At 62.5% G+C, this 24,825-nt stretch carries 20 protein-coding genes and 1 pseudogene; 3 read left to right on the top strand and 18 right to left on the bottom strand.

Annotated features, from left to right (window positions below):
- Positions 1-16: 16 nt before the first annotated feature.
- Entirely contained in the window at positions 17-943 is a 927-nt protein-coding gene (locus KIH81_RS11260; protein WP_214305406.1) for a carbohydrate ABC transporter permease, read from the bottom strand.
- A gap of 237 nt (positions 944-1,180) precedes the next feature.
- On the opposite strand from KIH81_RS11260, the gene KIH81_RS11255 reads away from it, so the two are divergent.
- On the top strand, positions 1,181-2,167 hold the full coding sequence (locus KIH81_RS11255; RefSeq protein WP_214305410.1) for a LacI family DNA-binding transcriptional regulator: 987 nt from the start codon (positions 1,181-1,183) through the stop codon (positions 2,165-2,167).
- 31 nt (positions 2,168-2,198) lie between these two features.
- Here KIH81_RS11255 and KIH81_RS11250 read toward each other — a convergent pair whose 3' ends face one another.
- The 14 genes and pseudogenes from KIH81_RS11250 to glmM all read right to left on the bottom strand — a co-directional run bounded on the left by KIH81_RS11250 (position 2,199) and on the right by glmM (position 19,646).
- Complete coding sequence (locus KIH81_RS11250) at positions 2,199-3,056, bottom strand: pseudouridine synthase (RefSeq protein WP_214305405.1); 858 nt, start codon at positions 3,054-3,056, stop codon at positions 2,199-2,201.
- Positions 3,057-3,223: 167 nt separating this feature from the next.
- Positions 3,224-5,116, bottom strand: coding sequence for a glutamine--fructose-6-phosphate transaminase (isomerizing) (gene glmS, locus KIH81_RS11245; protein ID WP_214305404.1), 1,893 nt, complete (start codon positions 5,114-5,116; stop codon positions 3,224-3,226).
- A gap of 177 nt (positions 5,117-5,293) precedes the next feature.
- On the bottom strand, positions 5,294-6,106 hold the full coding sequence (locus KIH81_RS11240; RefSeq protein ID WP_214305403.1) for an amino acid ABC transporter ATP-binding protein: 813 nt from the start codon (positions 6,104-6,106) through the stop codon (positions 5,294-5,296).
- A 20-nt stretch (positions 6,107-6,126) separates the two neighbouring features.
- A complete protein-coding gene (locus KIH81_RS11235; protein ID WP_214305402.1) occupies positions 6,127-7,110 on the bottom strand; it encodes an amino acid ABC transporter permease in 984 nt (327 codons plus the stop codon).
- A gap of 318 nt (positions 7,111-7,428) precedes the next feature.
- On the bottom strand, positions 7,429-8,379 hold the full coding sequence (locus KIH81_RS11230; protein ID WP_214305401.1) for an ABC transporter substrate-binding protein: 951 nt from the start codon (positions 8,377-8,379) through the stop codon (positions 7,429-7,431).
- A gap of 411 nt (positions 8,380-8,790) precedes the next feature.
- Positions 8,791-9,744 (bottom strand): ABC transporter substrate-binding protein, encoded by a 954-nt coding sequence (locus tag KIH81_RS11225; protein ID WP_214305400.1) that lies wholly within the window; start codon positions 9,742-9,744, stop codon positions 8,791-8,793.
- A gap of 785 nt (positions 9,745-10,529) precedes the next feature.
- A complete protein-coding gene (smpB, locus tag KIH81_RS11220; protein ID WP_109057613.1) occupies positions 10,530-11,006 on the bottom strand; it encodes an SsrA-binding protein SmpB in 477 nt (158 codons plus the stop codon).
- A gap of 221 nt (positions 11,007-11,227) precedes the next feature.
- On the bottom strand, positions 11,228-12,586 hold the full coding sequence (locus KIH81_RS11215) for a CHAP domain-containing protein (RefSeq protein WP_214305399.1): 1,359 nt from the start codon (positions 12,584-12,586) through the stop codon (positions 11,228-11,230).
- A 332-nt stretch (positions 12,587-12,918) separates the two neighbouring features.
- Positions 12,919-13,842 (bottom strand): permease-like cell division protein FtsX, encoded by a 924-nt coding sequence (gene ftsX, locus KIH81_RS11210; protein WP_109057615.1) that lies wholly within the window; start codon positions 13,840-13,842, stop codon positions 12,919-12,921.
- A 739-nt stretch (positions 13,843-14,581) separates the two neighbouring features.
- A pseudogene (ftsE, locus tag KIH81_RS11205) lies at positions 14,582-15,515 on the bottom strand (cell division ATP-binding protein FtsE); the annotation flags it as partial.
- Positions 15,516-15,579: 64 nt separating this feature from the next.
- Positions 15,580-16,710 (bottom strand): peptide chain release factor 2, encoded by a 1,131-nt coding sequence (gene prfB, locus KIH81_RS11200; protein WP_214305398.1) that lies wholly within the window; start codon positions 16,708-16,710, stop codon positions 15,580-15,582.
- Positions 16,711-17,043: 333 nt separating this feature from the next.
- Positions 17,044-17,175 (bottom strand): hypothetical protein, encoded by a 132-nt coding sequence (locus tag KIH81_RS12225; RefSeq protein ID WP_277745553.1) that lies wholly within the window; start codon positions 17,173-17,175, stop codon positions 17,044-17,046.
- Between the two features lie 288 nt (positions 17,176-17,463).
- Positions 17,464-18,117 (bottom strand): peptide deformylase, encoded by a 654-nt coding sequence (locus KIH81_RS11195; protein WP_214305397.1) that lies wholly within the window; start codon positions 18,115-18,117, stop codon positions 17,464-17,466.
- Positions 18,118-18,260: 143 nt separating this feature from the next.
- Positions 18,261-19,646 (bottom strand): phosphoglucosamine mutase, encoded by a 1,386-nt coding sequence (gene glmM / locus KIH81_RS11190; protein WP_214305396.1) that lies wholly within the window; start codon positions 19,644-19,646, stop codon positions 18,261-18,263.
- Between the two features lie 172 nt (positions 19,647-19,818).
- Here glmM and KIH81_RS11185 point away from each other — a divergent pair, with 172 nt between their 5' ends.
- Both KIH81_RS11185 and KIH81_RS11180 read left to right on the top strand, forming a co-directional pair.
- Positions 19,819-20,052 carry a hypothetical protein gene (locus tag KIH81_RS11185; RefSeq protein WP_214305395.1) on the top strand — a complete coding sequence of 78 codons (234 nt, stop codon included), beginning with the start codon at positions 19,819-19,821 and terminating at the stop codon, positions 20,050-20,052.
- Positions 20,045-20,317 (top strand): DUF4160 domain-containing protein, encoded by a 273-nt coding sequence (locus KIH81_RS11180; RefSeq protein WP_214305394.1) that lies wholly within the window; start codon positions 20,045-20,047, stop codon positions 20,315-20,317. The genes KIH81_RS11185 and KIH81_RS11180 overlap by 8 nt, the downstream gene beginning before the upstream one ends.
- Here KIH81_RS11180 and KIH81_RS11175 read toward each other — a convergent pair whose 3' ends face one another.
- The 3 genes from KIH81_RS11175 to KIH81_RS11165 all read right to left on the bottom strand — a co-directional run.
- Positions 20,318-21,232 carry a class C sortase gene (locus tag KIH81_RS11175; RefSeq protein WP_214305393.1) on the bottom strand — a complete coding sequence of 305 codons (915 nt, stop codon included), beginning with the start codon at positions 21,230-21,232 and terminating at the stop codon, positions 20,318-20,320.
- 245 nt (positions 21,233-21,477) lie between these two features.
- Positions 21,478-22,551: a Cna B-type domain-containing protein gene (locus KIH81_RS11170; RefSeq protein ID WP_214305392.1), complete on the bottom strand. Its 1,074-nt coding sequence runs from the start codon at positions 22,549-22,551 to the stop codon at positions 21,478-21,480.
- A 227-nt stretch (positions 22,552-22,778) separates the two neighbouring features.
- Positions 22,779-24,825, bottom strand: a 2,047-nt coding sequence (locus KIH81_RS11165; protein WP_214305391.1) for an isopeptide-forming domain-containing fimbrial protein, incomplete at its 5' end; no start/stop codon positions are given.

Below are 24,825 nucleotides of genomic sequence, written 5' to 3'. Positions count from 1 at the left end.
ACCAGCATTCGGCGCATCACTTCATCTGCTCCTTCATGCTGTTCAGCTGCACGGCGTAGGCGATGGCCATCGTGATCACGGCCATCACGATCGCCAGGGCGGCCGCGTAGTTGGACTGGTTGCCGGAGAACGACAGGTTGTAGGCGTACATGTTCGGCGTGTAGTACGTCGTGATCGCGTTGCCCGGCACCATGTTCTGCAAAATCGAAGGCTCGTTGAACAGCTGGAACGAACCGATGATCGAGAAGATCACCGTGATCGCCAGCGAGCCCTTGAGCTCCGGCAGCTTGATGGACTTCACGATCTGCCACTCACTCGCGCCATCAATGGAGGCGGCCTCATACAGGGAATGCGGGATCGTGCTCAAAGAGCTGTAGAAGATCAGCATGTTATAACCCGTGAACTCCCACGTGTTGATGTTGCCGATAGCCGCCAGCAGCACCGAAGGCTTCAGCACGTCGATGTTCGTGCCGAAGAAGTCGTTGAACGAGCCGACCAGGCCGTACTTCGCGCCATACACGAAGCCCCAGATCAACGTGGACACCACGGCCGGCACCGCGTAGGGCAGGAACGTCGAGATACGGAAGAACTTCGTGCCATGCAGCTTCATCGAATCGATCGCCAACGCCATCGCCGCGGCGAGGAAGAGCATGATCGGCACCTGCACCACCGTGAACAGCGCCACGCGGCCCACGGACGACCAGAACTGCGCGTCCTGCAGCAGACGCGCGTAGTTCTCAAGCCCCACGAACTTCGTGCCGCCGATCATCTGCTTCTTGAAGAAGCTGATGTAGATGGCGTACACGATCGGGATGATGAACACGAACACGAACACCACCGCGAACGGCCACATGAACTTCCATCCACGCCAATCCGCCTTATGCTTATTGACGCGCACCTGATCCGCTCCCACGGATCCTGCGGCGACCTCGGTTGAAGACATTTCCAACCCCTCTCCTTCGAAGGCTGACTAAAATGTTTGCGTTATCATCATAACACGATTCCAAACATTGTCCACTCGCCGATAATACAGTGTTTTAGGCACTTCTGCTACAATGGTCACGAAAACAATGATGTTATCGCTACCGCGACAAACGTACAATGGCAGTCGTTGTTATCGAATCGTTGTAATTTCAGGCAATCGGAGGGGTTCACGATGTCCAGGCCAACGCAGGTATCAATGCAGGATGTGGCCAAGGAAGCCGGAGTCTCCCCGCAAACCGTCTCCCGCGTGGCCAATGGCAGCGACGCCGTCAAACCCGAGACACGCCAGAAGGTCGAAGCGGCCATGCAGAAGCTCGGCTATCGGCCCAACTATGCGGCCCGCGCCCTGAAGCGCGGCCGTTTCCAGGATATCGGCGTGGTCATGTTCAACACCGCCAGCTTCGGCAACTCCCGCATCCTCGACTCCATCATCTCCAGCGCCGCGCAGGACGACTACTCCGTGACCATCCAGACCATGCGCCACGGTGCCGAGCGCACGCTGGCCTCCGCCGTCGAACGCATGCAGCGCCAGCCGGTGGACGGCGTGATCGTGGTGCTCGAGGAACGCATCTCCGACTTCGTGGGATACAAGCCACCCAAGGAACTGCCTGTCGTACTCATCTGCGAGGGCGCCGCCGACCACTGCCCCACCGTGGATGCCGACCAGTACGGCTGCTCCACCGCCATCGTGGACTATCTCATGAGCAAGGGGCACAAGACCGTCTACCACATCGCCGGCCCCGCCACCTCCCGCGCCGCCGAAAGCCGCGCCCGCGGCTGGCGTGAGGCGCTGGAACAGATGGGCGCGCCGGTGCCGAGCATGTACATCGGCGACTGGTGCGCGGACTCCGGCTATCAGGCCGGCGTGGCGTTGGCGCACGACCCGAACTGCACGGCCATCTACGCCGCCAACGACCAGATGGCGTACGGTGCCATCCTCGGCCTGCAGTCGGCCGGCAAGCGCGTGCCCGAGGACGTGAGCGTGGTGGGCGTGGACGATTCGCTCGTGGACATGATCCCCCGGCTGAACCTGACCACCATGCGCATGCGGTTCGGCGACATCGGCGCCACCGCGTTCTCCATGGTCCGCCGCCAGTGCGAGGGCGACCGTGTGCCAGTGGGTGTCAAGACCGTGATTCCCACCGAGTTGGTCGAACGCGGGTCCGTACGCGACATCAGCTGAACGGTCACAGGGCGATTCGGCATCATGCCGGCTACAGGGCGATGCGGGAGGTGAACTCGCGCGGCTCGCCGGTGATGGGGTCATCGAAGCGCAACGTGCGTGCTACCAGTGCTAGCGGCTGGGAGAAATCGTCGTAGGGACGGGTAGCGATGCGCGGGTAGAAGTCATCGCCCACGATCGGCAGCCCCAACGAGTTCATATGGACGCGCAACTGGTGCGTCTTGCCGGTGCGCGGGTGCAGGGTGTAGCGGCAGATCAGGGGCGATGCGGCGTCATCGGCACGGTGCCCCCTGCTTCCAACAGGTTTCCGCCGCGGATAGCGGAAACGGGAATCGATGGCGGCGGAAATCGAGGCAGTGTCCGGCACCTCACCGGCATATGACTGAGCCATGGACCGTCGGGACGAGGATTCGTCCGGCAGCACCAGTCCACCGCGCTCGATGACCGTTTCGGCATTCACCGCACCGGGCTCCTCGTAAGCCGTCATCACGCCACGCACCTTGGTGATGTGCGAGCGCCGCAGCAGTGGGAAGGGCCGCGGCGATTCCAGCGGAGTGACCGTGCCGTATTGCGGCCGTGTAATCGGCCGGCATGGTGCCAGGCATTCGTACACCTTGACCGCGCGCTTCTCCTGGAACAGCGTCTGGTACGCGCCACAGCACGATTTGTCGCGCACGAAGACCAGTACGCCGGCCGTCAGCCGGTCGAGCCGGTGGGCCGGCGTGATGTCCGGCTCACCGAGCCGTTCGCGCAATCGCATGAGCGCCGTGGAGCGGTACCACATACCGCGCGGCATGGTGGGCAGGAAGTGCGGCTTGTCCACCACGATGATCCGCTCATCCTCATACAGCACGTCAAGGTCGAACGGGATCTCCGGTTCGTCGATCACGTAACGGTGGGGTCGCTGAATCCGGCTCCCCTCCTTGAGGGGAGCTGTCCGTGAAACGGACTGAGGGGAGTTTGTCACGCTATAGGCCTCCCCTCAGTCACCTACGGCGACAGCTCCCCTCCAGAGGGGAGCCGAGAAAAACCGCATCCGAATAATCCGCACCCGCGTCACTCCACGGTCACGGACTTGGCGAGATTGCGGGGCTTGTCCACGTCGTAGCCCTTGAGCTTGGCCATGTCCATGGCGAACAGCTGCAGCGGCACCACGTCCACGAGCGGGCTCATCAGCGTGGGGCACTGCGGACGCCAGAACACCACGTCCGCGTACCGCTCCACGTCGGGGTCGCCCTGCTCGGCCACGGCGATGATGTACGCGCCACGCGCCTTGACCTCCTCGATGCCGGAGATCACCTTGGCGTGCAACACGTTGCGGCCGCGTTCCGGCGGCACGATGAACACCACCGGCTCGCCTTCGTCCACCAGCGCGATCGGACCGTGCTTGAGCTCGCCGGCCGCGAAGCCCTCAGTGAAGGTGTACGCGATCTCCTTGAGCTTCAGCGCGCCTTCCAGCGCCACCGGGTAGCCCACGTGACGGCCGAGGAACAGGAAGGAATTGGCGTTGACCATGTGCTCGGCCGCCGCCTGGATGGCCTTGGGCTGGGTGTCGAGCACCCACTGGATCTTGCGCGGCATGTCCTTCAGGGAGTCAAGCACCTGATGGATCTCGTCGCGGAACATCGCGCCCTTGACCTGCGCGAGGTACAGGCCGAGCAGGTAGGCGGCGGTGATCTGCGCCACGAATGCCTTGGTGGAGGCCACGGCCACCTCGGGGCCGGCGTGCGTGTAGAGCACGGCGTCCGATTCGCGCGGGATGGAGGCGCCCTGCGTATTGCAGATGGCGAGCACCTTGGAGCCCTGTTCGCGCGCGTGACGTAGGGCCATGAGCGTGTCCATGGTTTCGCCGGACTGGGAGATGGCCACCACGAGCGTGCGCGGGGTCAGGATCGGGTCGCGGTAGCGGAACTCGTGCGCCAGCTCGATCTCCACGGGGATGCGCACCCAGTGCTCGATGGCGTATTTGGCCACCTGGCCGGCGTAGCTTGCGGTGCCGCAGGCCACCACGATGATCTTGTCGATGGCCTTGAAGTCGTGTTCGTCGATGCGCACCTCGTCGAGCGTGATGTCGCCCTTGGCATCGAAACGACCCAGAAGCGTGCGCTGCACGGCTGCCGGGTCCTCGTGGATCTCCTTGTCCATGAAGGAGTCCCAGCCGCCCTTCTCGGCGGCGGAGGCGTCCCAGTCCACGGTGTAGGTCTTGGGGTCGGGCACCACGTTGCCGTCGAAGTCGGTGACGACCACGGAATCGGCGGAGACGCACACGGCCTGGTCCTGGTCCACCTCCATCGCGCGCTTGGTGTACGCCACGAACGCGGCCACGTCGGAGCCGAGGAAGTTCTCCCCATCGCCGAGGCCCACTACGAGCGGGGAGTCATGACGGGCACCCACCACGATGTCCGGCTGGCGGCAGTCGGTGGCGAGGATGGTGAACGCGCCGGCCAGCATGCGGGCCATGCGACGCACGGCCTCGAACAGATCAGGGTGGCCCTTCTCCTCGATGACCTTGTCCACGATCTTGCCCAGCAGCTTGGCGGCCACTTCGGTGTCCGTGGCGGAAGCGAAGCGGTAGCCCTCGGCCTGCAGGTCGAGACGCAGCTGGGAGGCGTTCTCGATGATGCCGTTGTGGATGATCGCCACCTTGCCGTCCATGCTGGTGTGCGGGTGGGCATTCACGTCGCTCGGCTCGCCGTTGGTGGCCCAGCGCGTGTGGCCGATGCCCACGGTGGCGTCCGGCATCGGATTGCGTTCGATGCTCTCCACGAGGTTCTTGAGGCGGCCGGCCTTCTTGCGCACGGCCACCTTGTCCATGCCGGGGGCGGTCAGCGCCACGCCGGCCGAGTCATAGCCGCGGTATTCCAGGCGCTCCAGGCCCTGCAGGCAGACCTCAAGGGGCTTGCCGCACGCGGTGTCAACATTTCCTGCATATCCAACGATTCCACACATGGCTCACCAGCCTACCAATAACAAGTAACGCCCCACAACGTATGGTTGTGGGGCGTCTGAATCACACGGAATGATTACAAAACGTGCTGGAGACGGAGCCGTCAAACGGACAGTCCGGTGGACTGTCCGTAGGCGACGCCGAAGCACGACAGTGCTGAGGTAATACGAACAGCCTTCCTACAGCACGTGCTGTAGGAAGTCCTTAAACCTCGGCTCGGTGGGGTGGTCGATGATGTCGGGGCCGCCCTTTTCCACGACGACGCCGCCGTCCATGAAGACCACCTGATCGGCGACCTCGCGGGCGAAACCGATCTCGTGGGTCACGCACACCATGGTCATGCCCTCCTTGGCGAGGGAGCGCATGACGTTGAGCACCTCCCCCACGAGCTCGGGGTCGAGCGCGGAGGTGGGCTCGTCGAAGAGCATGATCTCGGGCTTCATGGCGAGTGCGCGGGCGATGGCCACACGCTGCTGCTGGCCACCGGAAAGCTGCGAGGGGTAGTAGTCGAGTCGGTCGCCCAGTCCCACGCGCTCCAGCTCGGCCACGGCCAGCTCGCGCGCCTCCTTCTTGGCGACGTGCTTGACGTGCACCGGCGCCTCCATGACATTCTCCAGCGCGGTCATGTGCGGGAATAGGTTGAAGCGCTGGAACACCATGCCCAGGCGGGAACGCTGCGCGGCGATCTCCTTGTCGTCCAGGGTCTGCAGAACATCCTGGCCATCCTTGGTGACGTGCTTGAAGCCGATGAGCTCGCCGTCCACCTCGATGGAGCCGCCGGTCAGAGTCTCCAGCTGGTTGATCAGACGCAGGAACGTGGACTTGCCGGAGCCGGACGGACCCAGAATCACGGTCACGGTGCCGGGCATGACGGTCAGGTCCACGCCCTTGAGCACGTGCAGGGAGCCGAAGGCCTTGTGCACCTGCGTGGCCTTGATGGCCGGCACAGTGCTAGCACCGGCGGAAGCGGCGGTATTGGTGGTATCAGTCATAATGTTCGTCTCTCCCCCACTCACGCGGTCATGCCGGTGAATGCGGCCTCGTTGAGCTTGTTCACGTCGTCCTTGGGCTCGCCCTCGGTCTTGCCGGGCAGCGGCGGCTGCTTGCCGCGGGTGCCCATGGCGCGGGCGTCGAAGCCCTTGCCGAAGTGCTTCTCCAGACGGGACTGGATCACCATAAGGATGGAGGTGATGAGCAGGTACCAGAAGCAGGCCACCAGCAGCAGCGGAATCGGCTTGTAGATGCGGTTGGCGATGGCGTTCGTGGCGAACTGCAGTTCGAGGGTGAACGGCACGGCCGTGACCAGGGACGTGGTCTTCAGCATGCCGATGGTCTCGTTGCCGGTGGGCGGGATGATGATGCGCATGGCCTGCGGCAGGATGATACGGCGCATGATGAGCGTGCGTCCCATGCCCAGGGCCTGCGCGGCCTCGGTCTGGCCCGGATCCACGGCCTCAAGGCCGGCACGCACGATTTCGGACAGGTATGCGGCCTCGTTCAGGGCCAGGCCGATCCACGCGGCGTTGAAGGCGGTGACCACCACGGAGGAGTCGATGCTCCAGAACTCCACGGAGGTGAACGGGATGCCCAGGCTCAGCTTCGGGATGAGCACGGAGAACAGGCCCCAGAAGATGAGCTGCGTGTACACAGGGGTGCCACGGAAGAACCAGATGAAGAACCAGCTCACGCCACGCAGCACAGGATTGATGGATTTGCGCATGATGGCGAGGATGACCGAGAGGATGATCGCCACCACCATGGAGATCACGGTGAGCTCCAGCGTGTATCGGATGCCTTCGAGCACGTTCTCGTTGAACAGGTACTTCCAGACGGTGGGCCAGTCGAGCCTCGGGTTGGTGATCATGCCCTGGATGAGCATCGCGGCGAGCAGCGCCACGATCACGGCGGCCACGATGGGGCCGGGGCGCTTGACCGGCAGCGCCTTGATGCGGTTGGGGATGTCCAGTCCCTCGCCGTCGACTTCTTTCTTCGCCATATTCTTCCTTTTGGTTATCTGCTATTGGTTCTGGCTCCCCTCCTCGAGGGGAGCCGTCGAACGTAGTGAGACTGAGAGGAGTCACCTCATGTAATGCTCCCCTCAGTCAGCTTCGCTGCCAGCTCCCCTCAACGAGGGGAGCCTTCGCGGCACAGCCGCTCACCTCGCCTACAAACAGTCCACCGGACTGTTCGCTTCACGGCTCGGCCCTCAACGAGGGGAGCCTTCGCGACACAGCCGCCCACCTCACCTACAGGAAGTCCACCGGACTTCCCGCTTCACGGCTCGGCCCTCAAAGAGTGGAGCCGGGCTTATATGTCAAGCGACGTTCGGGTTGATTTCGGCCTTGGTCAGGGCACCGGACTCGACGCCCCAGTGCTTGAGGATCTTGCCGTAGGTGCCGTCGTCCATGAGCTTCTGCATGGCCTTCTGCACGGCCTCGGTGGTGCCGGTCTCGCCCTTCTTGATGGCGATGGCGTTCGGCACGGAGTCGAAGTCCTTGCCCAGCTGCTCGAGCTGGCCGTCGGTCTGGGCGATGGCGTAGCCGACCACCGGGGAGTCGGCGAAGAACACGTCGGCCTTGCCGGTCACCACTGCGGTGGTGGCGTCGGTCTGCTGCTTGGAGGACTGGATCTCGATGTCCTTCTTACCGTCCGCCTTGCACTGCTTGGCGGTCTCGTTGATGGCCTCCTCCTCGACGGTGCCGGTCTCCACGGCCACCTTGAGACCGCACAGGTCGTTCTCGTCAACCTTGTTCGGGTTGCCGGTCTTGACCGCGTAGGCCATGCCGGCGGTGAAGTAGGAGACGAAATCGACGGACTTCATGCGCTCGGGGGTGATGGTGAAGGCCGCGATACCGAGATCGTACTTGGAACCGATGGCCGGGATGATGGTATCGAAGTTGGAGGAGACGATCTCGGTGTCAAGACCGAAGATATTGCCCAGCGCGCGGGCGAGGTCCATGTCGTAGCCGATCTGGGTCTTGCCGTCGGAGTCCAGGAACTCGGCCGGGGCGTAGGACGGGTTGGTGCCGATGGTGAGCTTGCCGTCCTTGGTCACGGAGTCGGGCAGCAGGGCGGCGATCTCGTCGTCCTTCTTGACGGAGCTGACGTCGTAGCTGGTGATGGTGGCGGAGTCGGTGGAGCCGGACTTGCCGGAATCGCCGGAGCCGGAGGTGGCTTCGTCGGTGGTGCCGCAGGCGGCGGTGGAGATCAGCATGGCGGCGCTCAGCAGCAGCGCGGCACCTGCCTTCAGGTTCTTGAATGACATGGGATGATCCTCTCTTGGTTCTTCCTCTTTGGGTGCATTGAGCACGGGAAAACTTGGTTCTCCGACAATTCACCCAATATACAGGTAAGGACCATAGACCCGCGATGCTACGAGCGCGTTAAGGCCGGCCTTGGCTCCCCTCTTTGGGGGGCGTCGTCGTAGACGACTGAGAGGAGTTCAATCCAGAAGACTCCCCTCAGTCAGCTTCGCTGACAGCTCCCCTCAGAGAGGGGAGCCTTCGCGGCACAGCCGCTCACCTCACCTACAGGCAGTCCACCGGACTGCCCGCTACACGGCTCGGCCCTCAGAGAGGGGAGCCTTCGCGGCACAGCCGCTCACCTCACCTACAGGCAGTCCACCGGACTGCCCGCTACACGGCTCGGCCCTCAGAGAGGGGAGCCAAGGTAGGGGTCACACGGTGGGGTTGATCTCGGCCTTGTCGATGGCGCCGGAGGAGACGCCCCAGGTGTCGAGGATCTTCTGGTACGTGCCGTCGTCCATGAGCTTTTGGATGGCCTTCTGCACGGCTTCGGCGGTGGCGGAATCGCCCTTCTTGATGGCCACGGCCTCGGGGGTCACGCCGGTGTCGTCGCCGAGGGCGGCGAGCGTGTCACCGGTCTGTTCGATGGCGTAACCGGCCACCGGGGAGTCTGCGTAGAACACGGACGCCTTGCCGGAGGCCACGGCGGTGGTCACGTCGGTCTGCAGCTTGGAGGACTGGATGTCGATGGCATCCTTGCCGTCCGCCTTGCACTTCTCGTTGGCGGCGTTGACCTCCTCCTCCTGCGTGGTGCCGGTCTGCACGGCCACCTTTACGCCGCACAGGTTGGAGGTGTCCACGTTGTCCGGGTTGCCCTTCTTGGTGACCCACGTGGAGCCGGCCTTGAAGTAGGTCACGAAGTCCACGGCGTCAAGGCGTTCCTTGGTCACGGTGAAGGAGGAGATGCCGATGTCGTACTTGGAGCCGACGGACGGGATGATGGAATCGAAGGTGGAGGAGACGGTCTCCTCCTTGAGGCCGAACACGGCTGCCAGTGCCTTGGAGAGATCCACGTCGAAGCCGACCGGGGTCTTGCCGTCCTCGGCCAGGAACTCGGCCGGGGCGTAGGAGGTATCGGTGCCGACGGTCAGCGTGCCGTCGCCGGCCACGGAATCGGGCAGGAGGGCCGCGATGGCGTCGTCCTTCTTGATGGAACTGGTGTCGAAACCTTCGGTCTTGGACGAGCTTGACGAATCCTTGGAGTCACCGCCATTCGAGGAGGCGGTGGTGGAACCGTCGGTGGTGCCGCAGGCCGCGACGGCGATGAGCATGGCCGCGCTTAAAGTGGCGGCCGCGATAGACTTGATTCCCTTGCTTAGAGACATTGGATTTCCTCTCTCCGTTATTGTCGATCGGGCGGGTATATTTCCCGACTAATTCGCGAGAGTAGGTGCGCAATGCTACGGGGCAGTTAATATGGCGAGACGCCGTTCACGTAGTGGACATAGTTTGGGATTGTGTGACGAGGCGAGGCGCGCATCACGCTACCGCACTACCTCGTTAACGGAACCTCCTCACGGGGCGATGCAGGCAATAAGTCACTGTTCTACGCCGCTTACAGGAAGTTCACCGCGGCAAAACGGATATAAAACCGCCGAGTCACCCCATATCAATGCTTTCAGCGGGGCAATATAGGCATCAAGTCACTGTTCTGTCCTGTTACAGGGGAATCAACGGGGCAGAACAGACAGTGAATCACTGCGCAGCCGCGCCAATGGAATCTTACCGGGGCGATATGGACAGTAAACCACCGTTCTACCCCGTTGAAAAGGAATCATCGAGGCAAAACCGGCATAACGCTACCAAGTCGCTCTGCTGAATCGATGACAGCAGGGCATCTTGCATATCAGTACCCTTTTATGCCCCGCTCACCCGATTTCGGCGGGGCAGAAAGGACATTGGCGCACGAAAATGCCCCGCTGAAGATCAGTTCAGCAGGGCATTTCGGACGGTGATGCGACATCCGATGGCTCGGTTTAGTCAAAATCGACATGAATCCATCTGACTATCCCTCGGTCGAATTTGCCGACAACTTCCCCTTATAAGGGGAGCCGAGAATGGCGAGCAGTAAACCCTGGTTTGACAGGGCCAATCCGATTCCGAAGACCAATCAGTGGCGCATGTTGGCGTAGCGCATGGCGCGCAGGGCCTCGCGCTTGTCCTGCTCCTCGCGCAGGGCCTGACGCTTGTCGAATTCCTTCTTGCCTCGGGCCAGCGCGATCTCGGCCTTGACACGGCCGTCCTTGAAGTACAGGCTGATCGGCACGATCGTGTATCCCTTGGCCTCGATGCCGCGCGCGAGCTTGGTGATCTGCTGGCGATGCAGCAGCAGCTTGCGCTTGCGCTTGGGGGCGTGGTTGTTCCAGGTGCCGTTGAGGTATTCGGGGATGTTGGCGCCTTCCAGCCACATCTCGCCGCGACGGTCAATGGAGACGAACGCCTCGGCCAGCGAGGCACGTCCCTCGCGGAGGGACTTGACCTCGGTGCCGGTCAGCGCCAGTCCCGCCTCGTACTTGTCTTCGATGGCGTAATCATGCCGGGCCTTCTTGTTCTGGACGATCAGCTTGGTGCCGGTTTCCTTGGCCATGGTCTCCTCCTTTCATGCGGTTTCATACGGTTTCCCGCAACCGGTTTGCGCAACATTCGAGGGTAGCACGAACGTGCATGAATACGAAAAAGAGCCTTCGGACGAAGGCTCTTGGCGAAACGGGAGTCGCGAAGCGACCGCTTTCCCCGGACTACGTCCGCTCTCTCCCCCACCCGCTTTGCGGGAGCCCCCTCGTCAGAGGGGGCCGAAGAAAGCAGAACTCAGTGCACGAACCAGTATTGGCCGGAGTTGGTCAGGGTGCGGGTGTTGGTGTTGTACGGGCCGGCGTAGGCGTTCATCTCGGAGATGACGAAGGTGCCGTCGCCGTTCACGGCCTCCACCACGGCCACATGGCCGTAGGTGCCGTCGGCGCCGTCCTGACCGGGCAGGAAGGACAGGGCCGCGCCCACTTCGGGGTTATGGTCCACGCGCAGGCCGTAGGACGGGGCCGTGCGCCACCAGTCACCGCCGTTGCCGAGGTAGGACGGGGTGTTGATGCCCATCTGCTTGCGGCGGTCGTACGCCCACCACGTGCACTGGCCGGCCACGTAGGCGTTGCCATAATCGCCGTTGGACGTGCCCTGGCCACCGGTGCCGGCGGACGGCACGGACGGAGTTACCGTGGGGGTCGACGGGGTGGAAGGCGTCACCGTGGGGTTGGACGGCACGGTGGTGGTGCCCTGGATGCCCGGATCCACCTTGTTGGCGGCCTCGGCCTGTTCCTTCTGGTACTGACGGTTGTAGGAATCCACCTGGGAGGCGATGAGCACGGTCTGCGCGGCCTGCTTGGCGGATTCGTCGTTCAGGCTTTCCACCTGGGCGGACAGCTCGTTGCGCTTCGCCTCGCCCTGGGCGCGCAGCTTGTCGAGCGCGTCACGCTTGGCCTGCGCGTCCTCGGCGGCGGCCTGCGCGGAGGCGGCCTTCTCGTCCGCCTTGGTCTTCAGCGTGGCGATCTGCTTCTCGATGGCGGCCAGACGGTCGCTGCGGTTCATCGAGGTGTTCAGCGTGGTGGCCGCGGAGGAGGCCGCGTTGGCCTCGTTGCGGGAGAGGGCGTCGCGCGACTGCATGGAGTTGACGAAGTCCTGCGTGCTGGTGGCACCGGTGACCACGCTCATCACGTCGGAGGCGTCGGAGCCGTGCATCTCCTCGCGGGCCAGCTGGGCCACGGCGGCGTGCGCGTCGTCGTAATCCTTGCCGGTCTGCTCGATCTGCTGTTCGAGCGTCTCCTTGTCCTTCTGGGCGGCGGCCAGACGGTCGGCGGCCGCGTCCGCCTCATCCTGCGCGGTGGCGGCGGCGGAGTTGGCGGCGGTGACCTTGGCCTGGGCGGCCACGATCTTGTTGTTGGTCAGATCGTCCAGTTCGAGGATCTTGTTGGCCAGTTCCTCGTTGACGCCGGCGAGTTGCTGCTTGAGCTCGGCCTCGCGCTGCACGGACGCGGCGTGCTGGTTCTGGGCGTTGATGAGGTCGGAATAGGTATCCGCCTGGGCGGATGGGGCGGGGCCGAACACCAGTCCGGCGGTGCAAGCCGCGGCGGCCACGAGCGTTGCCAGTACGGGCTTGATCACATTCGCCTTCGTCATGGGCAGAAAGTCCTTTCGTGTTATGTAAGGCCACACCTTAACACGTGAAACTGGGAATCGTGCAGGTTTTGTGTGTGATTCGCGTCTCGCGGAAGCGAGGTGCGTGCGGTTCGTTGGCTCCCCTCGCTGAGGGGAGCTGTCACCGTAGGTGACTGAGGGGAGCATCTGTTGCTGTTATATGGAGCTCCCCTCAGTCGGCTTCCGCCGACAGCTCTACTGCGTAGAGCCTTCGCAGCATAGCTGCTCACTTCGCCTACGAGAAGTCCACTGGACTTCCCGTTTAACGGCTCAGCCCTCAGAGAGGGGAGCCGAAAACAACCTCATGCGGAACACTACGCGCGCAGGTAGCGGCGTAGGGAGATGGTGGAGGCGATGATGGACAGCAGCACCGCGCCGAGCACCAGTCCCGGCGAGATCATGAGCACCGTCATCTGGTTCACGTACGGAATCCATGTGACCGACTGGGCCAGCCATCCGGTGATGAACACGCGCACGATCACCGACAGCATCAGGCAGGACAGCACCGAGCCAAGCAGCGAGGCGATCGCGCCCTCCAGGATGAACGGCAATCGAATCGTCCAGTTCGAGGCGCCCACGTATCGCATGATCTCCGTCTCGGTACGTCTGGATGCAGCTGACATGCGGATCGTGGTGCCGGTCAGCAGGATGGCCACGAACACCATCACGCCTGCGAGCACGGCCGTGACCGCGGTGGCGCGGTTGAGCACGGCGAACACTGGCTCGAAGATCTGCCGTTGGTCGGTCACGTCCTCCACGCCCTCCTTGCCGGAGAGCACCTCGGCCACCACCTGGTACTTGGTGGGGTCCTTGAGCTTGAGCCACAGCGAATCCTGCATGTCGTCCGCAGTGAGGGTACGGCCCTGGAATTCGCCGTTCGGGTACTGCTTGGTGAAGGTGTTGTCGTAGAAGTCCTGCTTGCTCACATAGGTGATCTTGGAGACCGTGTCGTTGAGCTCGTCGCGGATGGTCTTCTGCAGGGCGGTGATCTCGGCGGCCGAGGGCGACTTGCCGGAAGCGCAGTTGGCCGACTGGCTGGTGCCGTCCGGGCACAGCCAGACCACTACCTCCACCTTGTCGTACCAATCGCCCTTGGCCTTGGTGATCTGCGCCTGCGTGAGCACGGATGCGCCGATGAACAGGAAGGAGATGAAGGTGACCAGCATCAGCGAGAGCAGCATGGACAGGTTGCGACGCAGGTTGGTCCACGTTTCGGAGAGGATGAATCGCGCGCGCATTACTTGGCCTCCGTGTGTTCGCTGGTTTCGCCGCTGACGTGTTCGGCGTCATCGTGCTGTTGGTCCGCTGTCCGTTCGGCGTCAATGTGATGACGGGAACGATGTCCGCCTGCCGCGGGCGGGGCCGGTGCGGTAGCGTCGGCGTTCGTGCCGTTAGTTGCGGCGGTTGACTGTCCGTCATTGCGATGATCGTCGTGATCCGACTGGTGCCGGTCCGTGGCCTTGGCGGAGTCCGTTGCGTCGGCATCGGACGAGCCATCGGTTGCAACAACGTCCGTAGCGGCAGCAGCGGCACCGGCATCGTCGCGGTTGGCTGCGTCACCATCGGCCGTCGTGCGGGACTGGCTGGACTGGCCGGACTGCTCGGGGCGGGCGTCGGTCCTGTTCGGATCGGACTTGGCGAGGGCGGCGGCCCAGCCGTGCGGCTTGTGGCCCTCGGTGCCGCCGGACGCGGCGGAATGGCCGGGCTGATCAGACTGACCGGACTGGACGGCGGCAGGCCCGAAGCCCTCGGTGATGGGATTGAAGGTCTGCGTCTGCTCCAGCGCATCGGCGGACGCGGCATCGGACGAACCGGACTGGGCGCCGCCGGAAGATGGACGCATGAAACGGGCGTGATCGGGGTTGGATTGGGCGACGTCACCGGAAGTACCGGATGCGGCGGAGGCAGAACCATCGCGGGAACCATCGCCGGCGGAACCGGACGCACCGGACCCCGCGGATTTGCCGGCGCGTTCCGCTTCCACGGCCTTGGCCTGCTCCTCGAGCGGCAGTCCCTTGCCCCACGTCAGCGTGTTCTCCAATGGGGCGAAGGTCTCGCCGTAACGGCCGGTGCGGCCGGAATGCACGGAATTGGCCAGTCGTGCGATGCCTTCGGACGGACCGTCCTCCTGGGCGAGCGACTTGTCGGACGTGAAGGTGGACGGCAGGATGCGCGAGGCCTGTTCGGAGCGGGCCTCGACCTCGGCGTCCGGGAAGTAGAGTGCGGAATCGTAGGAGCCATGGGCCTCGTCGCGCACGATCTTGCCGTTGTGCAGCTCCACCACGCGCTTGCGCATGGAGTTGACGATCTCCTCGTTGTGCGTGGCCATCACGATGGTGGTGCCGGTGCGGTTGATGGCGTCCAACACCTCCATGATGCCCAGCGATGTGGTGGGGTCGAGGTTGCCGGTGGGCTCGTCCGCGAGGAGGATCTGCGGATGGTTCACGTACGCGCGGGCGATGGCCACGCGCTGCTGCTCGCCGCCGGACAGTTCGTGCGGGTAGTTGCGCTCCTTGCCGGTGAGGCCCACGGTCTCCAGTACCTTGGGCACCAGCGACTTGATGGTGGAGCGGCGCGTGCCGATCACCTCAAGGGCGAAGGCCACGTTCTCCCACACGGTCTTGTTGTTGAGCAGCTTGTAATCCTGGAACACGAAGCCCAGCGAACGACGGTAATGCGGCACCTGACGGTTCGGGATGCGGCGCAGGTCGTTGCCGGCCACGCGGATCTCGCCGCTGGTGGCCTCCTCCTCGCGCAGCAGGAGGCTCAGCAGCGTGGTCTTGCCGGAGCCGGAGGCACCCACCAGGAACACGAAATCGCCGCGCTCGATGTTGAGGTTGATGCCGTCGAGTGCGGGGCGCGTGCCCCTGGGGTAGATCTTGGATACGTTATCCAATGAGATCAGTGCCATGTTTGCTCTTGCTTTCCTTCGATTATCTTGGCTTCCTCGGTCGAGGAGCCGAAGTGTTCGAGATTTACTCTTCGGCTTCGGCGGCGGCCTGGCGGCGCTGCTCGTGACGCCAGCGGATGCCGGCCTCGATGAAGCCGTTGATGTCGCCATCGAAGACGGCCTGGGTCTGGCTGGTCTCGTAGCCGGTCCTGAGATCCTTGACCATCTGGTAGGGGTGGAGCACGTAGGAGCGCATCTGGTCGCCCCAGCTGGCCTTGATGTCGCCGGCGAGCTCCTTCTTCTTCTTGGCTTCCTCCTCGTGACGCAGCACCAGCAGTCGGGACTGCAGCACGGCCATGGCGGAGGCGCGGTTCTGAATCTGCGAGCGCTCGTCCTGCATGGTCACCACGATGCCGGTGGGCAAGTGGGTGATGCGCACGGCGGAGTACGTGGTGTTCACGCCCTGGCCGCCGGGGCCGGAGGAGCAGTAGGTGTCCACGCGGATGTCGGTGTCCGGGATGTCGATGTGATCGGTGGCCTCGACCAGCGGCACCACTTCGACCGCGGCGAAGCTGGTCTGACGGCGGCCCTGGTTGTCGAACGGGGAGATGCGCACCAGTCGGTGGGTGCCGCCCTCCACGGACAGGCGGCCGTAGGCGTAGGGCGCGTCCACCTGGAAGGTGGCGGACTTGATGCCCGCCTCTTCGGCGTAGGAGGTGTCCATGACCTTGGCCTTGAAGCCGTTACGCTCGCAGTAGCGCAGGTACATGCGTAGCAGCATCTGGGCGAAGTCGGCCGCGTCCACGCCGCCGGCGCCGGAGCGGATGGTGACCACCGCGGAACGCTCGTCGTATTCGCCGTCGAGCAGGGTCTGGATCTCCATGGAGTCGAGGTCCTTCTGGATCTCGCCGATCTCGTTCTGGGCCTCGTCCAGGGAGTCCTGGTCGCCTTCCTCGCGGCCGAGCTCCACGAGCGTCTCCACGTCGTCGATGCGCTGGGAGGCGGAGTCGAGGCGCTTGAGCTGCGATTCGGCGGCGGAGAGCTTGCTCGTCACCTTCTGGGCGTTCTCCGGGTTGTCCCAGAGGCCGGGGGCTGCGGCCTGGGCCTCCAGCTCCTTGATCTCGGACTTCAGACGGTCCACGTCCAGCGCCTTGGCGATGGAATCGTACTTGGCGCGGGCGTCACCGATTGCTTGGGAAAAGTCAAATTCTGCCATCGTGTCTTACCTTACTGTTCGTGCTGTGAAATACCTTGGAATATCACGTCTTCGTTGACAGCCTGTGCACATTCCGTTGGCTTGGGGCCGTCGGTTCGGTCCCGCTCCCTGCTTCACGATTCCGGTTCCCGCTTCCGCTGCTGGCTTGGCGGTCTGGACTCGTGTCTTTCGGGCTGGACTCCCCGGCCTGCCGGTCCGCGGTATTGCGATGCGATTGGGAGGATTGTTCGCGAGCCGTTCGCCGATGGCTGATTGCCGTTCGCGTGTTGGCTTGCCAGATCGCCCCTGTGCATCAGACGTGCTCTTCCGCGGGCACGGTGTGCACAGGCAGCGTCAAAGCCCCGCGTAGATGGCGGGGATAACCAGGGAGCCGAGCATGGCCACAGCAATGACGACGCACACCACGCGCACCATGGTGCGGCGGCGGTGTTCGCGCTGCTGACGGCTGTCCTGATATTCACTCACGAGGTCAGGAGTATAGCGATGGCCTGAGACGGGGATTGGTCCCCTTCTCGGCTCCCCTTGTCAGGGGAGCTGGATCGCGTAGCGAGACTGAGGGGTAGTAGCCACATATACCGCGCGACTACCCCTCAGTCAGCTTCGCTGCCAGCTCCCCTGACAAGGGGAGCCGAGAAAACGGCCAAACCACCTGAATCAACCTAATTCCGCCGGTATTATCCGATTTCCGGCGAATCCGACCACTGAATCTGACCGCCCTTCGGCAAATCCGACCAGTTCCGCCCAATCCCGGCGTTACAGCGCGAAACCGAGCTCCTCGGCGGCCTCGGTGGGAACCGGGTCGTCGCACCAGTAGTCCTCGAGGTTCTCGGTGGTGGTCAGCGACCGGATTTCGGCACGGTCGATGTACAGCTCGCCGCTCAGGTGGTCGGTTTCGTGCTGGAAGATACGGGCCGGCCAGCCGTGCAGGAGTTCCTTGTGACGCTTGCCGTCCTCGTCGTCCCATTCGGCCTCGATGTCCAGCCAGCGCTTGCGCACCGCCTGGTAGCCGTCGAAGCTCAGGCAGCCCTCGAAGAAGCTGGCGGTCTTGTCGCTCGTGGGCTTGTAGGTGGGGTTGATGATCACATGGAACGGGAATTCGGCGATTTCGCGTGGATCATCCTCGTCGTCGCGCACGTGGTCCTCCACCACGGCCAGGGCCAGGCCGAGGCCGATCTGGGTGGCGGCCAGACCCACGCCCGGAGCCTCGAGCATGGTGGTGTGCATGGTGTCGATGAGCTTCAGGAGCGTGCGCTTGGAGAGCTGGCCGTTGTAGGCGATGGTCTGCTGGCGCAGCACCGGCTCGCCGGCCTGCACGATGGGCAGGATCTTCTCCTTGCCGCCGGTCTTGATGAGCTGCTCGACGATGCGGTTGAGTTCGAGGTCGACTTTTGCGTTCTTTCCAAACATGGGGTTCCTTATATAGGGGCGGATAAGGGAGGGAATAAGGGACTTGCGTGTTGCGCGCGCTCCCCTCAGTCAGCTTCGCTGACAGCTCCCCTCGGAGAGGGGAGCCAGATTGCAGCAGCGAGGCGAAGAAGGGAGCTAACGGACTACAGCGCGAGCTCTTCGGCCACGATCTTGGCCAGTCGCGTGCAGACCTCGTCGGCGTAGGCCTGGGTGGCGGCCTCGGCCATCACGCGCACCAGCGGCTCGGTGCCGGAGGGGCGCAGCAGCACGCGGCCGGACTCGCCCAGCAGCTCCTCCTCGTGGGCCACGGCGGCCTGGATGCGGGGGTTGGTGGACGCGGCGGTCTTGTCCACGTTCGGCACGTTGATGAGGGTCTGCGGCAGCTGCGGGAAGTCGGCGGCGAGCTCCTTCAGGCTCTTGCCGGACTTGACCACCTCGTTGCACAGGGTCAGGGCGGTCAGGGTGCCGTCGCCGGTGGTGGCGAATTCGCGGTTGATCACGTGGCCGGACTGCTCGCCGCCGAGCGTGTAGCCGCCCTTGAGCATCTCCTCGAGCACGTAGCGGTCGCCCACGGCGGTCTCCACGGTCTTGATGCCCATGTCCTTCAGAGCGAGCTTGAGACCGAGGTTGCTCATCACGGTGACCACGAGCGTGTCGTGGGCCAGCTTACCTTCGCGCTGCTTGGCGCGGGCCAGGATGCCCATGATCTGATCGCCGTTGACCATGTTGCCGTCCTCGTCCACGGCCAGGCAGCGGTCGGCGTCGCCGTCGAAGGCCACGCCCATCACGGCGTCTGTGGCCTTGACCATGGCCTGCAGCTGCTCGGGGTGGGTGGAGCCGGCGTTCTTGTTGATGTTGTAGCCGTCCGGGGAGGCGTTGATCACGATCACGTCCGCACCGGCGCGGCGCAGGGCCTCGGGGGCCACCACGGAAGTGGCGCCGTTGGCGCAGTCGGCCACGATCTTGAGGCCCTTCAGCGGCTTGGGCTGGGTCTGGTCGTCGTTCAAAGGCGCGATGGTGGAGACCAGGTGGTCGATGTACAGGTTGGTGGCGGTGTTCTGGTCGTGGCTCACGCGGCCCACGCCGGCGCCGGTGGGGCGCTCCCAGTCCTGGCCGAGCACGGCCTCGATCTCGTCCTCCTTCTGGTCGGGCAGCTTGAAGCCGCCACGGGCGAAGAACTTGATGCCGTTGTCCGGCATGGGGTTGTGGGAGGCGGAGATCACGGCGCCCATCTCCACGTTGAGCACGCTGGTCAGGTAGGCCACGCCGGGGGTGGGGATGATGCCGGCGTCGATCACGTCGAAACCGCCGGCGGACATGCCGGCCGAGAGCGCGGAGGCCAGGAAATCGCCGGAGACGCGGGTGTCACGGCCCACAAGCGCGCGGCGGCGGCCCTCCGGCTGGTTGTCCTTCGTGCCGGCGTCGCCCAGCACGCGCACCGCCGCGTCTCCCAGGTCGAGCGCCAGTCGGGCGGTCAGATCCTTGTTGGCCAGGCCACGAACACCATCGGTTCCAAACATCTTCGGCATATGAGTCCCATTCCTTATATCTCAGTTACCCGATTCATCCTAGTCGACTCCGCGCATTCCGTGGCGCCGCGCCGCCCCGCGCGGGCAGTCCTCCGCATTTTCTTCGCGGATGGAGCGCATTGCCGAAGGCAGCCGCCTGCGGGATAATAAGAATGACCGAAAGGAGCGCACCATGCCCGACGAGAACGTATTCATCATGGATGGCATCAAGATCCAATGGGATGATGACGTGATGGTAATCACCGAATCAGGTTTCGACCGCACCGCAACACTGGACAATGACGGCAACATCCTCTCCTCCACGTTCGGCAAACAGGGCGAGCCTTTTCTGCATCACTGGTTTGGCAAGATGAAGCCAATGATCGACGAGTTCCGATCCATCGACCGAGAATACGCCAATGCCTGAAGTCTTCTTTCTGGCCGGCTACAGCGTGTATTTCAGCACCTTGGACCGTGAGCATGGCATTCATGTCCATGTGGCGCAAGGCGGCAAACGAGATCTCGCCCGATTCGTGCTGCATGCCGATGGCACCGTGTCGTTATCCCACAATCATGGTCGAATTCCGACGAAGCATATCCGCCTGATTCAAGCTGCCGTCACACGCAACTATGACGACATCATCGACGCATGGCATCGTCTTTTCGGCGATGACGTGCATTTCGACCACTGATTAGCGGTCATCTCCCGCATTGATCGGATTCTCGACGCTGGCATCGACCCCGGAGGTGTGCAGGCCCACGGGGCGGTGGCGGCGCACGTAGAGCCAGCGGAGGACCAGCACGCCGATCACGAGCACGGAGACCACCACGGCGACGATGCCGGCGGTCATCATGCGCACGGGGGTGTCGTAGTCGGTGGTGTCCGGCTTGGTGGGGTTGGGGATGCGGTGGCCGCGCACAAGCAGACGGTGCGAGTTGACGCCGTAGGGCGTGCAGGTGATGACGGTGGCGAGGTCCTTGCCGTCCTCGATGTCGAGGTTCTTGAGGTTGGTCGGCAGCACCACGCTGATCTTGTCGACCTGGTAGGTGTAGGTCTCCCCCAGCACGTGGAACGCGAACGTGTCGCCTTTTTCAAGGGTGTCGAGGCCGGTCAGAAGCTTGGCGCTCGGCAGTCCGGTGTGTCCGGAGACGGCGGCGTGCGTGGTCGCGCCGCCCACCGGCAGCGAGGAACCCTCAAGATGGCCGATGGCGATCTGCAGGACGCCCGCGTCCGTGCCGTGGTAGACGGGGAACCGCACTTTGAGCTTGGGGATGGTGACGTAGCCCATGATGCCGGTGCCGGAGACGTCCAGCAGGGAGTCGTACTGCTTGGTCTGCTCCTTGGTGGGACGCCAGCGGTCCGTTTGCGATGGGAGGGTAGCGTTGTACGCGCGGGCCGCTTCGAGCATCTGCTTGCGCTGCGCCTTGGAAAGGTCCTCGGTCTCTTCGATATAGGTGGCGACCGCGCGCGACTGGTGCATACGATTCCACCAATCCGCGACCGTGGGGTACGCGATCAGGCCGATGCCCGCGACCAGCATGACCGCGAAGAACGCGGAGATGATGCGCGAGACCGTATCCGCGGTCTTCCTGCGATGAGCCGCCATCCCCATTCCTTTCCATACAAATCGACCCCCTCATGACCGAGGGGGTCAATCTTTTTCTCAACACCCGTTTTCTTGGCTCCCCTCTGAAGGACGCCACCGTAAAGCGGACAGTCCGGTGGACTGTCCGTAGGTGGCGTGCGAGCCGACAGGCGAGCCAATAAAACGCGAACGGAGTTCGTCCGTAATTGCTGATGAGCTGTCGGCGAAGCCGACTGAGGGGAGCCCCCGAGGAGCTCCCTCGCCCACTACTTCGCCTTCCGCTTCCGATGCACCAGCAGAATCACGCCCAATCCGCCCAGCACACCAGCACAAATCGCCGCAATGACGATATTGGAGCCGGTCTCACCAATCGGCGGGGTCTTCTTGCTTGGCGGGGTCTTGTCGCTCGGAGGAGTCTTGTCATCCGGCGGCGTCTTATCGTCCGGCGGAGTCGGCGGCGTATACGTGTTCGTGATGGTAATCACGTCATTCTCGCGATCCACGAGCACGGTGTAGTTGTCCGGCACGGTCTTCTCGACCGCCTGGTACTCATGGCCGGCAGGCAGGTTGGCCCACTCGTGCGTCCAGTTGTTGGAGGCGTTGAGCTCCACCTCGTCGATCACCTTGCCGTCCTGCAACAGCTGCACGATCACCTTACCGGGGCGGTTGGTGCCGGAATCGCCCTTCCAGACCTTGACGACCTTCTTCTTCACCGTCTCGGTCGGAGGAGTGGGCGGGGTGGTTTCGCAGCTGGTCTTGGGGTAGATGGTGGGATTCATCGTGGTCTTGCCATTCTCACCAGTGGCGGAAGGAAGTGAGACCAGCAGTGCCGAAGGCTTACACGAGAAATCGCCATCGTTGTACGACTCGATGACTACCAGATACAGGCCCTTGGCAAGACCATCAAACGTAGCCACGCCAGAAGCATTCGTGGTTTGAGTTTTGTTCGCATCGATATGGTCTTTCGTGATATATCCGCGGATGGTCTCAGCCAAATCACGATAGGCATCGGCATCCGCTTGCTTCCACGTAATGTTGTAATTATCAAAAGGACTAATAGACACGAATTCGCCTGACGAATTCCAGTTACCGACGTGATACAGCTTTACGGTGGCATTGCCGATGGGCGTATCGCCGTTCTCATAATCAACGGTGATGCTGCCTTCATCCGCAGTAGTCGCAGCCTCATCGGCCACAGCCGAAGGCACGGCCACAAGCCCGGCCATGCACATGGCGAGGGCGAGCACCAGCGCGCAGATCGTCGCAAGGGCATTGCCTGCCCAGCGCGCGCCGAGCACCGCCACGCTTCGGCCGGAACGGCCGCCATTTGTGTCAGTCATCATTCTTCCTTGCTTCAATCTCTTCTTGTCTTCCCCTTAGGACGGGACCAGCGGCAACACCAGCCCCGGAAAAGCGCTAATACCAGTGTTTTCAGTCTACGCCACTCAGCCCCTCGACTCGGGGCCATATCCAAAGACGGGGGTATAAGGAGGGGCTGCCCCGCTCCAAAGGAGAAGCGAAACGGAGCGGGACAGCATAGAGGGATGATTGCTCATCCCCTCGGTGTTCAGCGGGCGTTGCGGCGACGCAGTGCGAACCACACGCCGGCGGCGATCACGCACGCAGCACCGGCCACGTACAGGATCGTGGTGCCGATGCCACCGGTTTCAGGCAGTTCGGAACCTTTCTTGTTTTGAATAGTGATGGAGCCGATGGCCTGTTCATGGGTAACTGCATCATCACCGGTGCCAGTCGTCAGAGACTTGATAGCCCATTCCTTGCCATCTCCGGACAAAACAGTGTTCCGGTCAAGGTTTCCATCCGCATCCGCACCATAGAACGTTAGCGTCAGCGAATCCGCAGCCGGAGTCTCCTCGTCATGGTCAGTGGAGTAAGTCGCCTCGACCCAGAAAATTTTGTCATTAATCTTGTTGTACGGTTCCGGCACGGTGCTTTCCTCAATCTTGTATTTGCCGGAATCAATACCGGGCCAGGTGAAGGTGGTCGGCTTATTCGATTCGAGCGCAACCCTCTTGCCATCCACAAGCTTGTAGCCCCACTCATCTGCTACATCACCAGCCGCAGCCTTTTGGAACGGAGCAATTTCCGACTTCTTCACCCACTGAAGCTTTTTATTCTTCGTCTCCCACTTGTAGAGGGAAAAACCAGCCCCCTCCAGTGCAGTGTTTCTATCTTCGCCGACCTTGTTAGCCTCGAGCTCGAAGGTGAACACGGTCACATCATCCCACGGGGTATGGCCCGTACCATCACCATTCGGATTGTTGGAATACTCCAGATGAGATTTGTTGATGTTACCGGGCTTGCCGATCACAGCATCCTTGTTCAACTTGGACGTGTACTCGGCTACAATCGAATCACCAGCGGAAACCTCAATCTTATTGCCGTTCTCATCATACAAGGATTTGACATCGGTGAAGCTGATCTCAAACGTGCAATCATCCGCCTGCTTTGTGACGACACCCTGATCATCGACGGTGTAGTTGACCGTGTAATTGGTATGTTCAGCACCATCCTTCGTTCCCTTTTTCGGAATCGTGGTACCGGTGGTCTGGCCCTTCTTAATCAATGTCAACGTTGCATCATTATTGAAGGTCAGACCTGCGTCCTGCTGATCGTGGAACACGAACTTGTAGGTGTCGTAAGCGGCGAAACGATCAGTGTCTGCCGGCAGCGTGCCAGTAATCTTGAACGGAACGGAATCGCCGATGTCATAGTCGGCACCATCCTGCCAATCCGTCGGGTTCTTTGGATCAGTAGTGGATTCAGCCAAGGAGTCATTCTTTTCCTGAACCTTCTTGTTATGGGTCGGCACCTGACTCTTCGGAGTTAGATTCGGGATGTTCTTGACAACTTCAAGCAGATACTCCGTATACGCGGCATCATCCGTAGTGGGCACGCTGGAATTCAGAATCAGGTAGTAGCCGGCAGGAAGATTGGAAATCTGGTAACCAGTAGTTGCCTCGCCGTTCTTCTGTTCGGTGCTCACGTATTTCGTCGCGCTCTTGTTAGCGGCGGCGATCTTAGCAAATGCCTTCACGAAATCAGTATTCGAGGAGTTCTGTCCAAGCACATTCGCAACGTTCTTTGCCGCATCTTCGTTTTCCTCGATATCAGCGAATGGGTTGACCTTAGTCGTCTTGACGTCGTCACCTTCGCCTTCGGTTTTTGTGATGATCAGCTTCGAATCGCTCGATGTCGAGACCGCCTTCAACGCGGACAGCAAGTTAGAACCATTGACACCATTGCCCCATACAATGCTGGACAGGGTCGTTTTGCTGTCTTTTTCGCTCAGCGTGCCCGAAAATACCTGATACGCCTCATACGTATACCCGGTCACTTCGTTTTTGATGGTAACGGTATACGTCGGATCACCGTCCGCCATTGCGGGGGCGGCGCCGACGGTGAGGCCGGTGAAGAGCATCGCCACGGCGGCGATGAGGCAGAGGAGGGCCTTGCCTAACTTTTTCAGGCGCTTGTGTTGTTTTCGTGGGTGTGGGTTCGTCGTTGAGCCGTTGAGGGAGTAAGAGAAGAGCGCTTCCTGGGTAGGATGTTTTCGACCAAGATAAACAAGCAACCAGCAAGCGCCTGATGAA

The organism is Bifidobacterium miconisargentati (genome assembly GCF_019331675.1).
Lineage (GTDB): Bacteria > Actinomycetota > Actinomycetes > Actinomycetales > Bifidobacteriaceae > Bifidobacterium > Bifidobacterium miconisargentati.
Note: the sequence above shows the minus strand (reverse complement) of the source record. Positions and strands in the feature narration are given on the sequence as shown.

Bases quoted from the DNA above. Each gene is read 5' to 3' on its own strand.
- glmS (WP_214305404.1), bottom strand. From the start codon at position 5,116: ATGTGTGGAATCGTTGGATATGCAGGAAATGTTGACACCGCGTGCGGC.
- KIH81_RS11215 (WP_214305399.1), bottom strand. From the start codon at position 12,586: ATGACGAAGGCGAATGTGATCAAGCCCGTACTGGCAACGCTCGTGGCC.
- KIH81_RS11230 (WP_214305401.1), bottom strand. From the start codon at position 8,379: ATGTCATTCAAGAACCTGAAGGCAGGTGCCGCGCTGCTGCTGAGCGCC.
- KIH81_RS11175 (WP_214305393.1), bottom strand. From the start codon at position 21,232: ATGGCGGCTCATCGCAGGAAGACCGCGGATACGGTCTCGCGCATCATC.
- KIH81_RS11185 (WP_214305395.1), top strand. From the start codon at position 19,819: ATGCCCGACGAGAACGTATTCATCATGGATGGCATCAAGATCCAATGG.
- glmM (WP_214305396.1), bottom strand. From the start codon at position 19,646: ATGCCGAAGATGTTTGGAACCGATGGTGTTCGTGGCCTGGCCAACAAG.
- KIH81_RS11195 (WP_214305397.1), bottom strand. From the start codon at position 18,117: ATGTTTGGAAAGAACGCAAAAGTCGACCTCGAACTCAACCGCATCGTC.
- prfB (WP_214305398.1), bottom strand. From the start codon at position 16,710: ATGGCAGAATTTGACTTTTCCCAAGCAATCGGTGACGCCCGCGCCAAG.
- KIH81_RS11260 (WP_214305406.1), bottom strand. From the start codon at position 943: ATGTCTTCAACCGAGGTCGCCGCAGGATCCGTGGGAGCGGATCAGGTG.
- KIH81_RS11180 (WP_214305394.1), top strand. From the start codon at position 20,045: ATGCCTGAAGTCTTCTTTCTGGCCGGCTACAGCGTGTATTTCAGCACC.
- KIH81_RS11225 (WP_214305400.1), bottom strand. From the start codon at position 9,744: ATGTCTCTAAGCAAGGGAATCAAGTCTATCGCGGCCGCCACTTTAAGC.
- smpB (WP_109057613.1), bottom strand. From the start codon at position 11,006: ATGGCCAAGGAAACCGGCACCAAGCTGATCGTCCAGAACAAGAAGGCC.
- KIH81_RS11170 (WP_214305392.1), bottom strand. From the start codon at position 22,551: ATGACTGACACAAATGGCGGCCGTTCCGGCCGAAGCGTGGCGGTGCTC.
- ftsX (WP_109057615.1), bottom strand. From the start codon at position 13,842: ATGCGCGCGCGATTCATCCTCTCCGAAACGTGGACCAACCTGCGTCGC.
- KIH81_RS11255 (WP_214305410.1), top strand. From the start codon at position 1,181: ATGCAGGATGTGGCCAAGGAAGCCGGAGTCTCCCCGCAAACCGTCTCC.
- KIH81_RS11235 (WP_214305402.1), bottom strand. From the start codon at position 7,110: ATGGCGAAGAAAGAAGTCGACGGCGAGGGACTGGACATCCCCAACCGC.
- KIH81_RS11240 (WP_214305403.1), bottom strand. From the start codon at position 6,106: ATGACTGATACCACCAATACCGCCGCTTCCGCCGGTGCTAGCACTGTG.